General features: G+C 62.8%; 15 protein-coding genes. 10 read left to right on the top strand and 5 right to left on the bottom strand.

Features of this window, described 5'->3' with window-relative positions; translation table 11 throughout:
- Positions 1-6: 6 nt before the first annotated feature.
- The 4 genes from uidB (at position 7) to LFT47_RS15575 (ending at position 5,535) form a co-directional block, all read left to right on the top strand.
- The gene (gene uidB / locus LFT47_RS15590) at positions 7-1,440 is read left to right on the top strand and encodes a glucuronide transporter (protein ID WP_236812141.1); all 1,434 of its coding nucleotides are present in this window, start codon (positions 7-9) and stop codon (positions 1,438-1,440) included.
- Between the two features lie 118 nt (positions 1,441-1,558).
- Positions 1,559-2,788 carry a D-mannonate dehydratase ManD gene (gene manD, locus LFT47_RS15585; protein ID WP_059387443.1) on the top strand — a complete coding sequence of 410 codons (1,230 nt, stop codon included), beginning with the start codon at positions 1,559-1,561 and terminating at the stop codon, positions 2,786-2,788.
- Positions 2,789-2,849: 61 nt separating this feature from the next.
- On the top strand, positions 2,850-5,126 hold the full coding sequence (locus tag LFT47_RS15580) for a gluconokinase, GntK/IdnK-type (protein WP_236818634.1): 2,277 nt from the start codon (positions 2,850-2,852) through the stop codon (positions 5,124-5,126).
- 139 nt (positions 5,127-5,265) lie between these two features.
- Positions 5,266-5,535, top strand: a complete 270-nt coding sequence (locus LFT47_RS15575) for a hypothetical protein (protein ID WP_236812139.1) — start codon at positions 5,266-5,268, stop codon at positions 5,533-5,535.
- 1 nt (position 5,536) lies between these two features.
- Here the strand turns inward: LFT47_RS15575 and LFT47_RS15570 are convergent, their stop codons facing one another.
- Positions 5,537-6,271, bottom strand: a complete 735-nt coding sequence (locus LFT47_RS15570; protein ID WP_236812137.1) for an SOS response-associated peptidase — start codon at positions 6,269-6,271, stop codon at positions 5,537-5,539.
- A gap of 104 nt (positions 6,272-6,375) precedes the next feature.
- Between LFT47_RS15570 and LFT47_RS15565 the strand changes: the two genes are divergently transcribed.
- From LFT47_RS15565 to LFT47_RS15545, 5 genes are all read left to right on the top strand, one after another.
- Positions 6,376-6,909, top strand: coding sequence for a universal stress protein (locus tag LFT47_RS15565; protein ID WP_236812135.1), 534 nt, complete (start codon positions 6,376-6,378; stop codon positions 6,907-6,909).
- Positions 6,906-7,406 carry a fluoride efflux transporter FluC gene (locus LFT47_RS15560; RefSeq protein WP_236812133.1) on the top strand — a complete coding sequence of 167 codons (501 nt, stop codon included), beginning with the start codon at positions 6,906-6,908 and terminating at the stop codon, positions 7,404-7,406. Before LFT47_RS15565 ends, LFT47_RS15560 begins: the two co-directional genes overlap by 4 nt.
- Positions 7,403-7,771 (top strand): fluoride efflux transporter CrcB, encoded by a 369-nt coding sequence (crcB, locus tag LFT47_RS15555; protein WP_236812131.1) that lies wholly within the window; start codon positions 7,403-7,405, stop codon positions 7,769-7,771. Before LFT47_RS15560 ends, crcB begins: the two co-directional genes overlap by 4 nt.
- A 69-nt stretch (positions 7,772-7,840) precedes the next feature.
- Entirely contained in the window at positions 7,841-8,404 is a 564-nt protein-coding gene (locus LFT47_RS15550) for a GNAT family N-acetyltransferase (protein WP_236812129.1), read from the top strand.
- A 469-nt stretch (positions 8,405-8,873) separates the two neighbouring features.
- The gene (locus tag LFT47_RS15545; RefSeq protein WP_236812127.1) at positions 8,874-9,020 is read left to right on the top strand and encodes a lmo0937 family membrane protein; all 147 of its coding nucleotides are present in this window, start codon (positions 8,874-8,876) and stop codon (positions 9,018-9,020) included.
- Positions 9,021-9,189: 169 nt separating this feature from the next.
- Here LFT47_RS15545 and zapE read toward each other — a convergent pair whose 3' ends face one another.
- The 4 genes from zapE to LFT47_RS15525 are packed head-to-tail and all read right to left on the bottom strand — an operon-like array spanning position 9,190 to position 12,377.
- Entirely contained in the window at positions 9,190-10,368 is a 1,179-nt protein-coding gene (gene zapE / locus LFT47_RS15540; RefSeq protein ID WP_236812125.1) for a cell division protein ZapE, read from the bottom strand.
- Positions 10,368-11,363, bottom strand: a complete 996-nt coding sequence (gene corA, locus LFT47_RS15535; RefSeq protein ID WP_236812124.1) for a magnesium/cobalt transporter CorA — start codon at positions 11,361-11,363, stop codon at positions 10,368-10,370. The genes zapE and corA overlap by 1 nt, the downstream gene beginning before the upstream one ends.
- Positions 11,364-11,381: 18 nt before the next feature.
- On the bottom strand, positions 11,382-11,807 hold the full coding sequence (locus tag LFT47_RS15530) for a DUF1761 domain-containing protein (protein WP_236812122.1): 426 nt from the start codon (positions 11,805-11,807) through the stop codon (positions 11,382-11,384).
- Positions 11,808-11,816: 9 nt separating this feature from the next.
- The gene (locus LFT47_RS15525) at positions 11,817-12,377 is read right to left on the bottom strand and encodes an Lrp/AsnC family transcriptional regulator (RefSeq protein ID WP_236812120.1); all 561 of its coding nucleotides are present in this window, start codon (positions 12,375-12,377) and stop codon (positions 11,817-11,819) included.
- 168 nt (positions 12,378-12,545) lie between these two features.
- Here LFT47_RS15525 and LFT47_RS15520 point away from each other — a divergent pair, with 168 nt between their 5' ends.
- Positions 12,546-13,784 (top strand): MFS transporter, encoded by a 1,239-nt coding sequence (locus LFT47_RS15520; protein ID WP_236812118.1) that lies wholly within the window; start codon positions 12,546-12,548, stop codon positions 13,782-13,784.
- Positions 13,785-13,842: the final 58 nt, after the last annotated feature.

The raw sequence follows: 13,842 nt of genomic DNA, 5'->3' as shown, positions 1-13,842 counted from the left end.
CCCGCAATGAACAAGCTCAGCAAACTCAGCATCCTCGGCTATGGGGCTGGCGACGCCGCCAACAACCTTGCCTTCACTACTGCCACCATGTTCCTCCTTGTCTACTACACCGACGTCGCGGGCATATCCGCGGCGGCCGCCGGCACCCTGTTGCTTACCGTGAGGATCTTCGACGCTTTCGCCGATGTCTTCGCCGGACGACTGGTTGACCGCGCCTACAGCAAGCGCTTCGGAAAATTCCGCCCGTTCATCATGTTCGGCTCGATCCCATTGCTGCTTCTGAGCGTCGCAGCCTTCTCCATTCCGCGGGTCGGCGAAACAGGGATGTTGCTCTACGCCTACGTGACATACGCGGCCCTGGGCCTGGCCTACTCGCTGGTGAACATCCCATACGGTTCGCTGGCCGGCGCGATGACCCAAGAGCCAGGGGAGCGAGCCAAGCTGGGCTCCGCCCGCATGGTCGGCGCACTTTTGGTCAGTTCTGCGTTGGGCATCTTCGTTGCTCCGCTCATCAAACCCGGCGCAAACCTGCAGTCCACGTTCACCATCATCACCCTGGTCTTCGTCGTGATCGGCGCAGCGCTGTACTTCTTCACGTTCCTGACCGCCAAGGAGCGGGTCCACCGTGCGGTACCCAAGGTTTCCTTCAAGCAAAGCATGGCGACACTCAAGACAAACCGTCCCCTGCTTATGCTGTGCCTGAGCTCCTTCCTCTTCCTGACCGGCTACATGGCGCTGTCTTCGGTGCAGCTGTACTACTTGCGCGACGTCCTCGGCCGGCTGGATCTCTACGCGGTCCTCTCCATCGTCCAGCTGGTGGTGACCTTTGCCCTCGCTCCGCTCATGCCGAGGCTGGTCCGAAACTTCGGCAAGAAGACCATCTATGTGGCTGCCGGTTTCCTCGCCATCATCGGTGGCGCAATCGTCTTCTTTGCTCCGGCCTCCATGGTCTGGGTTGGATTTTCCGGTCTGCTCTTGAGCATGCTTGGCGTCATGGCCGTCAATATCGTGGTGTGGGCCCTGGAGGCGGATACCGTGGAATACGGCGAATGGAAGACCGGTGTCCGGACTGAGGGCATCACCTACGCACTGTTCTCCTTCACCCGCAAGACGGGCCAAGCCGTCGGCGGCGCCCTTGCCGCATACGCGCTCGCGGCCGGCGGCTACAAGTCCGGCACTACACACAGCACCGAATCCCTGCAGGCCATCCAGTTTGCCGCAGGCGCGCTGCCCGCCATTATGACCATCCTCGCGATTGTCGTCATGGCCAAGTACAAGTTGACTGACGCATTCCACGCCCAGATCCTGGGCGAGATCAAGGCCCGCCGTTCCCTGGAAACATCCGGCGAGGAGCCATTTAGCGAGGAGGGTGCAGCCGCAAGCCCCGCCGAGCGGGCCGCAGCGGAAACCGCTGGGCCAGAAAAAATCTCGACGAAATAATACTGCAACCGGTTGCCAATAATTGTCATCCATCCTAAGATCGTCTTTACCCGCCCTGTGGTGCACGTCGCATCCGGGCCAGGCCAGCCCTCGATCAGCAACCCTGAAAGGACCAGCTGTGAAAATCATTGCCGCTGAAGTCTTCGTGACCAGCCCTACCCGGAACTTCGTGACCTTGCGGATCACCACCGAGGACGGCGTGACCGGCATCGGCGACGCGACCCTTAACGGCCGTGAACTCGCCGTGGCCGCCTACTTGAAGGAACACGTTGCGCAGCTGCTGATCGGCAAGGACCCGCACCGCATCGAGGACACCTGGCAGTTCCTGTACCGCAGCTCGTACTGGCGCCGCGGCCCGGTCACCATGGCCGCCATCGCCGCCGTCGACATGGCCCTGTGGGACATCAAGGGCAAGGTCGCCGGACTGCCGGTTTACCAGCTCCTGGGCGGCGCCTCCCGCAACGGGCTCCGCGCGTACGGCCACGCCTCCGGTGCGGACATCCCGTCCTTGTTCGACTCGGTCCGGGAGCACCTTGAGCTCGGTTACAAGTCGATCCGCATCCAGACCGCCATCCCGGGTATCAAGGCCGTCTATGGCGTGGCCGCCCAGGCGCAGGCTTCGGGTGAGCGTTACGACTACGAGCCAGCCGGCCGCGGTGCGTTCCCGCAGGAAGAGGATTGGGATACCCGCGCCTACCTGCGCCACTTGCCCACCGTCTTCGAAGCGGTGCGCAACGAGTTCGGCCCGGAAATCCCGCTGCTGCACGATGGCCACCACCGCATGACCCCCATCCAGGCCGCCAAGCTCGGCAAGGCGCTGGAACCGTACGACCTGTTCTGGCTCGAAGACTGCACCCCGGCCGAAAACCAGGAAGGGCTGCGCCTGGTCCGCCAGCACACCACCACACCGCTCGCCATCGGCGAAATCTTCAACACGGTGTATGACTTCCAGACGCTCATCAAGGAACAGCTCATCGACTACGTCCGGGCCGCGTCCACGCACTTCGGCGGGATCTCGCCTCTGAAGAAGGTCATGGACTTCGCTGCCCAGTACCAGATCAAGTCCGGCTTCCACGGCCCCACCGACATTTCCCCCGTCGGTTTCGCCGCGCAGCTGCACGTTGGCCTGGCCATCCACAATTACGGCATCCAGGAATACATGCAGCACTCGGACAAGACCAACACGGTCTTCGAGCAGTCCATGACCTTCACCGACGGCTACCTGCACCCCGGCGACAAGCCGGGCCTCGGCGTCGAATTCAACGAAGAAGCCGCCAACTCCTTCCCGTACCAGCAGGCCTACCTGCCCTACAACCGCCTCGTGGACGGCACCGTTCATGACTGGTAGGAGCGTGGGCGTGACTGGCGAGCCCACCGCAGCCGCGGAAAAGCCGCGGCGCATTGTGGTGATGGGCGTCTCCGGTTGCGGCAAGACAACCATCGGGGACCTCGTAGCCCGGGCTCTCGGAATTCCCTTCCTCGACGGCGATTCGCTCCACCCGGTGGAAAACGTCGCCAAAATGGCTGCCGGAACCCCGCTGACTGACGAAGACCGCTGGCCGTGGCTGGCGACGGTCGGCACGGAACTCGCCAACGCTGGAGACGGCGGGTTGGTTCTCGCCTGTTCCGCACTCCGTCGCAGCTACCGGGATGCCATTCGTGAGAAGGCCCCGGACACTGTCTTCCTGCACCTGCACGGCAGCAAAGAGGTGCTGAGGGAACGGACCGAAGGGCGTTCCGGCCACTTCATGCCGCCTGCGCTGCTGGATTCGCAGCTCGCCACCTTGGAACCGCTCGACGCCGACGAGGCCGGGTTCGTCGTGGACATCGCCGTCCCGGTGAGCGAGGTGGTCGCGGAAGCGCTGGCCGGGATTGCCGCCGTCGCAGGTTCCAAAGCTCCGGCCGGCAGCCGCGCCGCGGGTGCCGCGGGCATCCAGGCGCGCCAGTTCGACGTCGACCTCCAGGCTGCGCCGTTCAATCTCGACGACGACGCCGTTGCGTGGGTGGATTCCACCATCCACGGCATGAGCCTCGAGGAAAAAATCGGGCAGCTCTTCATCAACCACAACAACGATTACTCCCCGGAGTACCTCGACGGTGTGCTGGAGAACTATCACGTTGGTGGGATGCGGTACCGGCCGGGTCCGTCCGCCGCTGTCCAGGAACACATCCGTTATGCCCAGTCCAAAACGCGCATCCCGCTTCTGGTGGCCTCCAACCCGGAAATGGGAGGAGCCGGAAGCTGCGACGACGGAACATTCGTGTCGACCCACCTCCAGGCCGGTTCGCACCCGGACAAGTCCATCGCCCGGAAAATGGGCCAGGTGGCCGGTGTGGAAACCGCGGCTTTGGGCTGTAATTGGGCCTTCGCGCCGATCGTGGATATCCACTACAACTGGCGCAACACGGTCATTTCCACCCGGGCCTTCGGCAACACTCCCGAAATCGTCGTGGAGCGAGCCAAGGAGTACTTCGACGGCATCAGCGAATCGCCCACTGTCTGCGCCATCAAGCACTTCCCGGGCGACGGCGTGGACGAACGCGACCAGCACGTGGTCACTTCGTACAACACGCTAGGGTACGCGGAGTGGAATTCCAGCTACGGGCACGTGTACCGGGAAATGATCGGCCACGGGGTCCAATCGATCATGGCCGGACACATCGGGGCGCCTGAGCTCACGCGGCATTTCCGTCCGGGGACGGAAGACAGGGACATCCTGCCCGCCACCCTCGCCCCGGAGCTTCTCCAGGACTTGCTCCGTGGCGAACTCGGCTTCAACGGACTGATCCTCACTGACGCGTCGCAAATGGTCGGACTCACCCAGGCCAAGAAGCGCAAGGACCTCGTTCCAGCCACAATCGCCGCCGGCTGCGACATGTTCCTGTTCTTCCGCAATCCGGCGGAGGACTTCCAGTACATGATGGACGGCTACAAATCAGGAGTGATCAGCGATCAGCGCCTGGATGACGCGCTGCGCCGGATTCTGGGGCTGAAGGCCAGCCTGGGGCTGCACAAGAAACTGCCGGAAGAATTGACCCCGTCACGTGAGGCCCTGCGGCTGATCGGCAGCGAGGCTCACCTCGCCGTCGCCGCCGAAATCGCCGACAAGACCGTCGCTCTGATCAAGGACACCGCCGGCAACCTGCCCATCACGCCGGAAACGCACAAGCGGATTCGCCTGTATGGCATCTCCGGCGGTTCCGATTTCACCCGGGCGGACCCGCTGGCCTACCTGGATACGGTCAAGGAGGAACTTGAAACCGCCGGTTTCGAGGTCCACCTTTTCAAGACGGCAGAACAGCGTGAGGCTGCGGGGGAGTCGGGCGTGAACTTCATGAGCGTCATCTCGGACGAAGCTACCGGCGATTATGCGGACAAGTATGACGCCGCGTTCGTCTTCGCTTGCGTCTTGGGCTTTGCCCAAGAGGCTGCGATCCGTATCAAGTGGTCCAGCCCTATGGCGGCCGAAATCCCGTGGTACGTCACGGAAGTCCCCACGGTGTTCGTTTCGCTGAACCAGCCGAACCACTTGATCGATGTACCGATGGTCAGGACGGCCATCAACGCCCATGCTGGGACTCGGGAGGCCATCCGGGCTACGATCCAGAAAATCCAGGGCAAGTCCGAGTTCCAAGGAACCTTCAACGAGAACGTGTTCTGCGACTCGTTCGACACCCGGCTTTAGCGCGGCTTTAGCCAGTGGCGGCCATTTCCCAGCGCCATGGGGAGTGGCCGTCGCACGCCCGGTGGTCCGGAGTGATGGAGACAGGGAGTTCGAACCTCCTGACCTCCATATTGTCTATGCCTCGCAGTAGTATTCGGGCATGCCTGACCAGCCCGAATATCCCGCGCCGTTGAATTCAGTCGGCGCCCCGCCCCCGCGGCAAACGGAACCGTTATCGACCGTTTCAAGGGTGCCCGTTATCGCCAAGCTCGTTTGGCCGAAATACCTTCAGTATGTTCCGGCCATGGTCACCCGGACGTCGGAAGGCAAGGTCCTGGTCCAGTGGTGGCCTAATCCCTTCGGATCGGGCACGAGAATGACGTGGCTAAAGGATACGGACGTGAGGGCCGAACTGCGCTACGAGCGTTGAGTCAGGCAGCCGGGTTCGCGACGTCCACCAACTTGGTGTTGTCTTCGACGAGTTCGACGGGCCTCATTGTCCACGCCGCCGACAAGCCATAGGCCTCGCCCAGCACGGCGTCCAACAAGGCCTGGCCCCTGCTTTCCTTGGGATCGATCCAATCGTCGATCATGTCCGCAGAGATCGGAACCGGAATCCGGTCATGCAAATTATGGAGTCGCTCATGAACACCCTCGGGAGGGGAATCCATGGTCAGGATGGAGCAGGACAAACGCCATGCGCCGGGCGCGGACTTGTCCTCAATGCTCTCGTCACGCCATGGCGCAAACAATCCCGCGAAGGTAATCAGCTCATCCTCCGGTTCGACGATGTATCGCTGTTTGGGATCCTTGCGACCGGGACCCGATTTCTTCCACTCATAGTAGGCCGAGGCCGGAACGACTGCCCGCCACTTGGGCAGGGAAGCCCTGAATACCGGGGTTGCCCCTGCAGTTTCAGAGCGCGCATTCCAGGTGGGTACCTTCGAATCGAAGGACTTGGAGAATGTCGGAACCAAGCCCCACCGCCCGGCGGCGAGCTCGCGTCCGACCGAACCGTCTCCAGTCCGTCCCCGTAGAAAGAGCACGGGGTCAGTCGGGTTGATCTGGAGCGTAGGCGAGGGATAGTCGGTATCACCGCGCAGCACGGCACCGAGCTTCCTCGAGAGATAGTCTGCTTCGAAACCGACACTGAACCGACCGCACATACCGACATTCTCGCCTAGCACTTGGGACAACGCCAGCCGTGGAAGCCCATACTGGAGCAAGACGGAAGAACCGCAGCCTGAGAATCCGGACATCTGGAGGCCCCATGAGCAACCCCCGCGGCGAGGACGCGCCCGCCAAGCGGGGACCCGCCCGGTTGACCGGTCCCGTGCTGGCAGGGGTGCTTCCGCGCCAGCCCGTCGCGGTGATCGAGAAAGCCGCGGAAGTAGCGCTCAGCGCCGGGTTGGAACTGGTCCTGGCCTTCGCTGATGTCACGAGCTTCCCGGCGGCAGGGGACCGGGATGGGCATCTGGCTGCCGAACCGATCGATCCCGACGGAATCGACGACGACGCCGCGGCCATCTCGGAGGCGCTCCGATCCCGGATCGCGGACCAACTCGACGGAACGGGTTTGCAGTGGACCTTCGTGACCCTCGCCGGCGAGCCTGCCCGGTCGCTAGGCCGATATGCGGCGAGTATCAACGCTTCCATGATCGTCGTGGGAACCAAGGAACACGGCCTCGGCCCGAAGTTTGAAGGACTTGTCACTGGATCGGTAGCCTTGCATTTGGCACATCGCCAAAACTGCCCCGTGCTCATGGTTCCCTTGGGCCGTCACGACCCAAGCAGGGATCAATGAAGGAAAGCAGCACCGCACCGCCGGGAGCCAAAGCCCAGACGGCGCCTCCGGACCGGAACCCGCACCGCCCGCTCCACTTGCACGGGCGGTTCGTCCTGCTCGTCGCGGCCGGGGGAATCCTGGGCGCTTTGAGCCGCTACGGGTTCGGTATGGCCCTTCCCGCGCCAAACGCGTGGCCGCTGCCTACCCTGCTTATCAATCTATCCGGCGCGCTTGCGCTTGGCTGTCTGCTCGAGGCGCTCGCCCGGAGCGGGCCCGACGCCGGACTCCGCCGGATTGCCCGCTTGGGCATCGGAAGTGGTTTCCTCGGGGCCTACACCACTTACAGCACCCTGGCGCTGGACTCGGTGCACCTCTTCGGAGCAGGACGCGGGATGGACGCCATGTGGTACCTGGTGGCCAGCCTGTTAGGCGGTGTCGCGGCCACAACCCTGGGTATTTGGCTTGGGGCGCTCCTGCACAAGTCCGCCCAACGGACGCCGAAAGCCCGGACATGACCGTCCTTCTCATAGCGCTCGCGGGCGGGGCAGGTGCGGCCGCCCGTTTCGTGGTGGATGGGGTGGTCCGTTCCTGGGCGCGGACGGCGTTGCCGCTGGGCACGATCTTCATCAACCTCTCCGGGTCGCTGCTGATGGGAATCCTGGCGGGGCTGGTCATGGCACATCAGGCTTCGGAATCCCTCCAGTTGATTCTCGGCACAGGATTCCTCGGCGGATACACGACGTTCAGTACAGCAAGCCTGGAGACCGTCCGGCTTGTCCAGGCCGGCCGGACCGGCCTGGCCCTCCTCAACGGAGTGGGCACTATGGCGGCATGCGTCGGAGCTGCGGCAGCCGGCGTCGGGCTGGTCTTGTTGTTCTGAGCCGCACGCGTCCGAGAAATCACCCACACCCACTGGCAACCAAACACTCGAAAAACTTTTGGAGAAACTATGTTTGAAACGGTCGTGCAAGACAGGGTCGTCTTGAAGCCTCTCGAGACATGGCACGCCGGCGAGTTTGCCGAGCATATGAGCAGGGCGCGAGACCATATCCGGCCGTGGGTCGGACCGGCGTTTGTCACTGACACCGTCGAGGGTGCCCGCGCTACCCTTCAGCGTTACGCCACAGCCACCGCGAATGATGGAGCGCGTATCTATGGCCTCTGGGACGAGGGCAAGATCATTGGGGGCGTGATGTTTGTCACGTTTGACCCCGTCTGGGGCATTTGCGAAATCGGCTGCTGGCTCGAACCCAATGCTGTCGGAGGCGGCCTCATCACCCGGTCGGTCGAGCTGCTCATGGAGTGGGCGTTCGTAGATCGGGGGATGTCCCGCGTTGAATGGCGATGCCGCACCGACAACGACCGCAGCGTTGCTGTCGCGCAGCGACTGCGCATGCGTTCGGACGGCGTTCTGCGCAGTAGCTGGGTCTGCGACGGCAGGCGTTACGACAAGGAGGTATTTTCAATACTTCGGGCCGAATGGATGAACACGCGACCTGGTGTCGCGCAATGACAGGCGCGGTACAGACCCCATAGCGCTCTTCCGAACGCCAAACGGGCCACCGATAAAAGGAACCTCACTCAGGCCGTACAACTCACGCCGGCCACGGGAGCACCGCCAACGTGGGCCATTCCGTCCTCCACCGTCTGGTCTTCGCCTCGTACACATCCCGGGGAGCGAGCAGCGGGTTCGGCACAATTCTGGAGGTACCCTCAGCGAATGACGATGTGGATCAACGGAACCTTTGGTGTGGGAAAGGCAACTCCCGGATGGTGAAAGAAGCTGGCGTCGTCATCGACACGTCCCGACTGTCCGCGGAGGATGTTTTGTTGCGCGAATCGCCGAGGCTTTCCCCCTGGAGATCCCCGTCCACTGACAAAAACCGCACTGATCCACCCACTTACCCTCATTGGTAAGTATACTTAGTAACGAATGCCCTAGGCCGCCGGCCTGGGTACGCGAACAAACGAAGGAGACTCACATGTTGCTTTGGATAGCCATCATTATCGCCGTTCTCTGGCTTCTCGGCTTTATCGGCGGCCTCGGCGGCGGGCTCATTCACCTGCTTCTGGTTGTTGCCGTCGTCGTTCTGATTTTCCACTTCATCCGCGGCAGGTCACGCGTATAACAACGAACCTTTGCTACGACGCCGGGACTCCTTATGTGACAAGGGGGCCCGGCGTTGTAGTTCGGCGTTATCACAGCCCTGCTTGGCCAGCCCAGCTTTCGCCGTGGGGCGCCTGTGAGGTAAGGGGCCTGGAGGCCGGCCTCGCTCAGTGTCTGCGGGGAAGGCATGCTTAGCTGCCCCCGGCCTCCACTTCTTCAAAAGGCGTCGAGTCTTCCACTCGGCCCAGGAGCGACAGACGGCTCGCAATTCTGGCCAGATCAACGGGCTGGGTGCTGGTCCGGTGGGCCGGATCCTGGGCCAGGTCCCAGTCCAAGGGGCCGTGGCCCACCAGGAAGAGCGTGATGTCCTGGTCGTACAGGACATCGACGACATTGCTGAACCGTTGCCAGGCCGGTGCGGACCCGGCAGTCGACTCGAGCGCTGGCGAGGGTACGCCGTCGATCACCCATGTGCCGTAGTCATCCGCCAACGCCAGGTAGTCGGCCGTCGACATGAGGCCGCCGCACAATTCCGTGAAACTGACCCAGAGCATGTCGTCAGCCGCTTTGACGGTGAGCGGTTGCGTCGTGGGGGTGAGGATCCGCTCTTGTGACTTCGCCGGCGGGAACAAACCGAAGGCTCCGAGCTGCGCCGGCGTTCCGGGAGTGATGATCTTGCCCCTGCGGAAGGCCTCCAGGCCAGCGGAGTCGCTGGGCCGCGGCGCAGCGGAACCAGCAACCGGCGAACGCCGGAAATCGGTGCCTCCGTCGATCTCCATGATGTCCATCATCTCCTTGATCACCCCGATGGTCGGCACGAAATGATCGTGCCACAGAGGGTTCGGCAACAACTTATCCGGTGGATAGTTCGAAGTCACCACGAGCGGGACTCGCCGTTGGGCCGCTGTCCGGAGCAGTTTGGCGATGAACATCCCGTCACCCACATCGTGCACGTGGAATTCGTCGAAGCACAGGATGTCGACGCCGGACAGCAAGGCATCCACCGAACGTTGGATGGCGGTGCCATCCGCCTCGGGCCTCCCGGCCGAAGCATGCACACCCCGGTGCAGCTGACGGAAGAAATCATGGAAATGGATGCGCCTTTTCCGCCCTGGAAACTGACGGTAAAAGCTGTCCATGAGCCAGCTTTTGCCGCGTCCCACCGGACCGTGAAGGTAGACGCTACGCGGCATCCGCCGTCGTAGGAGTCCCCTGCGTCCGACGGAAATCGACTCGCCGAGCTGGCAGAGCCGGGCGGCGGCCGCGGCCTGGGCCGGCTCGAGGATGAATCCTGAAGCCTCGGCGTCGGCGATGATTTCCGCTATGAGATCGGACGCGTCGGGGCGTCGCCCGGCGGGGGCAAGGAACACTAGAGCCAGTTCTTCCGCTTGAAGATGACATACATGACAAATCCCGCGGCAACCATCATGCCGAGCGCCATGGGATAGCCGAACGGCCAATGGAGCTCAGGCATGACGTCGAAGTTCATCCCGTAGAGCCCGGTAACGAATGCCGGTGCAAAGAAGATTGCGGCCCATGAGGAGATCTTCTTGGTTTGTTCGTTTTGTGCCGCACTCGCCTCGTTTTGCCGGTTCGCGGTCAGGGTCCCGTCGAGGGTCAGGGCATTTTGAAGTAGGTCGCGGAAGCCATTGGCGCGGGATATTACCTGTTCGACGTGGTCCTCGACGTCGCGGAGTTTGCGCTGCAGTTCGATGTCGACTCCGTATTTCTCGAACCCGCGCTTCAACGAGGCCATCATCTCCGGGAGTGGGTTGATTGCGCGCTGGAACTGGATGACCTCGCGGGCGAGTTCATAAATGCGCCGCGAAACCAGGGGATCGCCGCCGAAGAGCTGGTCCTCGATCTCGTCGATGTCGTTTTCCAGGCCCGAGATCACGGGGCCGTAGTCGTCCACCACTCGGTCCAACAGTGCGTACAGGACGGCTTCGGGACCATGGCGCAGAAGCTCCGGTTGTTGTTCCAGATCGCGACGGACCTTGGCCACCCCGGGCGTTTCCGCGTGCCGGACCGTGACCACGAAGTTCCTCCCCGTGAAGATGTGAAGCTCGCCGAACTCCACGGTCTCTGTCGCGTCTACGTACCGCGCAGGCCGCAGGACGGTGAAGAGGTTGTTGTCGTAGCGTTCCAGCTTGGGCCTCTGGTGGGCGTTGACGGCGTCCTCGACGGCGAGCAGGTGGAGGCCGAACTCGGCAGCCACCGCCGCCATTTCCGTCTCGTCCGGCCGGTACAGTCCAATCCACACCATTCCGCCATGGGCGGCGAGTGTTTCGACGCTTTGCTCAAGGCTTTCCGGAGTCGCGGTCCGGATGCCGTTCACATAGACGGCATTGTCAATGATGGTCACGAGGTTATTCTCCTCCTTCTACTGCAACGCCCCGATGATTGCCCCGGCGACAGTCATGGCGACGATGTCATGGCCGGAGTCGATGAGAGTCACGGCGGACGGCCTGCCTGCGAAACCGTTGTGGATGACGTGGCCGCCGACGCGGAAGACCACCGCAATCACTAGCGCAAAGAAACCAGCGTGCAAGCTTCCCTGCACGTCCAGCTTTCCGATGAGGACGCCCAACAGGATGCTTGTGAATGCTGCGGCCACCATCATGGGGATCCAGATTCCTGCGCCGCCGTCGATCTTCTTGAGGTCTTCCTCGGTCTTGCCGATAGCCTGCATCCACCGTCTCCCGAGGACCGCCGGCATGTACCAGACAAATCCGATGACCATGCTGGAAACAAAGGCCAGGAGTATCGCCAGCCAGTTGAGGTGCTGAAGAGAAGAGAGCCAATCCATTCTGGAATCCTAGTCGGCTTCCCTGACCGGTGAATCAATGGAAACCTGCGTTTTGACCCGTTTCAAGGCGCTGGCCGTTTCTGCGGCCTCCACGAGCCGGCCGATGAGCGGCTCTGTTCGATAGGGGATATGGGTGTGCAGGGCAAGGACCGTTTCCGTGCGGATGACGCCCTTGGTTCTGAGGACGGAGCGAAGCGCCGTTTGCAGGTTGTGAGTGTCGGTGGCCACCACGCGGCATAAGAGATCGCCACGCCCGGAAATTTCATGCACCTCAAGGACCTGGGGGATGCGGCGCAGGGCCCCGATCACGCCGTCGAGTTCCCGGTGGGTCACCTCCAGCGTCACGAAGCCGACGACGTCGTACCCCACCTTTTCGAGGTCGACCTCGCGGCCGCCGTCGTTCAGTACGCCCGAGCGGACCAGGCGGCGCATCCTCGATTGGGCGGTGTTGCGCGCAATCCCCAGGGACTCGCTGAGTTCGCCGATCTGAACCCTGGGATCGCGGATCAGCTCCAGCAGGATCTTCAGGTCCGTCGGATCGAGGCTGTTCAAATCATCACTCCGGCTCATTTTTGGTCATTGGTGAATATCAATTTTGACTGTTCTGATCAATTCTTTCATGGACCTCTGATCTATCCGGCAGGCTTACGACATCCTGTTGCCATCGATATTTTGGGCCGTCCAGTCCCGGCCCACAAGGCCAGGTTCCGTGATGGCCGCTGAGGCGAAGGCACGGAAATGACTGTCTTTAGCGAACTGCGCATGCGCCAGGCCACCGCCGGGCGCTGGGGCTGGGATGCTTCCACCACGGCACGGCTGGTCCTGGCCGGCGCCGTCATGTTCACACTGCTGGTGGGTGCCAACTTGGCGAGCCCGCTGTATCCGCTGCTTCAAGCGGAACTCGGAATCACTTCACTGGGCGTGACCATTGCCTTTGCGAGCTACGTTCTGGCGCTCGTGGCAGTGCTGATGCTCGCCGGCCACTGGTCGGACCATATCGGGCGGCGTGCTGCGCTGGTTCTGGCTGTCCTGGTGGGCTTGGTGGGTGGCCTGGTTTTCGCCAACGCGGACAATCTCTTGATGCTCTCGGCCGGCCGCATGCTCCAGGGCGTTGCCGTGGGACTTGCCACCGGTGCGAGTTCGGCGGCTTTGCGTGAATTGCTTCCGTCCCGGCCTGAGTGGGCTTCACGCTTCACCTTGCTGTCATCCTCGGGAGGGGTGGCAGCCGGTCCCGCCATCGGTGGACTGCTTTCGCTGCTCCCGGGTGCCACGTCAACGCCGTTCTTCATCCACGCGGCCGTCCTGCTCCTCTTGCTGGTCCCGCTGTGGCTTCTCAAGGCACGCCCCGCGATTCGGCCTGCCGAAGGCCCGCGTCCCTACACGGTGCTCGCCCCACGACGGCCCTCCGTTTCGCGGGAAGCCAGGGGGGCGTTTTGGCTGGCCTCGAGCGTTGGCTTCCTCAGCTTTGCCGTGTTCGGGTTCTGCCTTTCGCTCGCGCCCGGCTACTTCGCCGTCGTCGTGCACGCCGATTCCCGCCCCATGACCGGACTACTCGCGGGGCTCACGCTCGGAGCGTCCGCGCTCAGCCAGTTGCTCAAGGTCCGTGGCCGTTTCGCCGTGCCCGCCGGGCTGGCGGTCCTGGGGGTTTCCATTGTGTTGGTCGGCGCTGCGGCCTCCCTGTCCAGTCCGCTGCTGCTGGTGGCAGCAAGCCTGTCCGCCGGGGTTGGGCAGGGGATCGCCTTCCGACTCGTGTTCAACGACGTTGCCGGCAAAGTCGAAGCGTCCCGGCATGCCCAAATCATCAGCACTGTCTACGTCATCACCTACCTTGGCAGCGCTGTGCCGGTCATCGGGCTGGGCCTGGCCGCTTCGTTCATCGGGCTGGGCGCCGCTGCCAGCTATTTCACCGTCGTGTGCGGGCTCGCAGCGACGGTACTCGCTGTCGTCTCCCTCCGCAGGGTTCTCCGCAAGGGCTGACTGACTGTTCATCCTGGAAGTCCAAGTTCGCAAAGATTGATTTGCAAAGAAACTATTG

Source organism: Arthrobacter sp. FW306-2-2C-D06B (assembly GCF_021789175.1).
Taxonomy (GTDB): Bacteria; Actinomycetota; Actinomycetes; order Actinomycetales; family Micrococcaceae; genus Arthrobacter.
The sequence above is the reverse complement of the archived record's forward strand: the minus strand, read 5'-3'. Positions and strand labels throughout refer to the sequence as shown.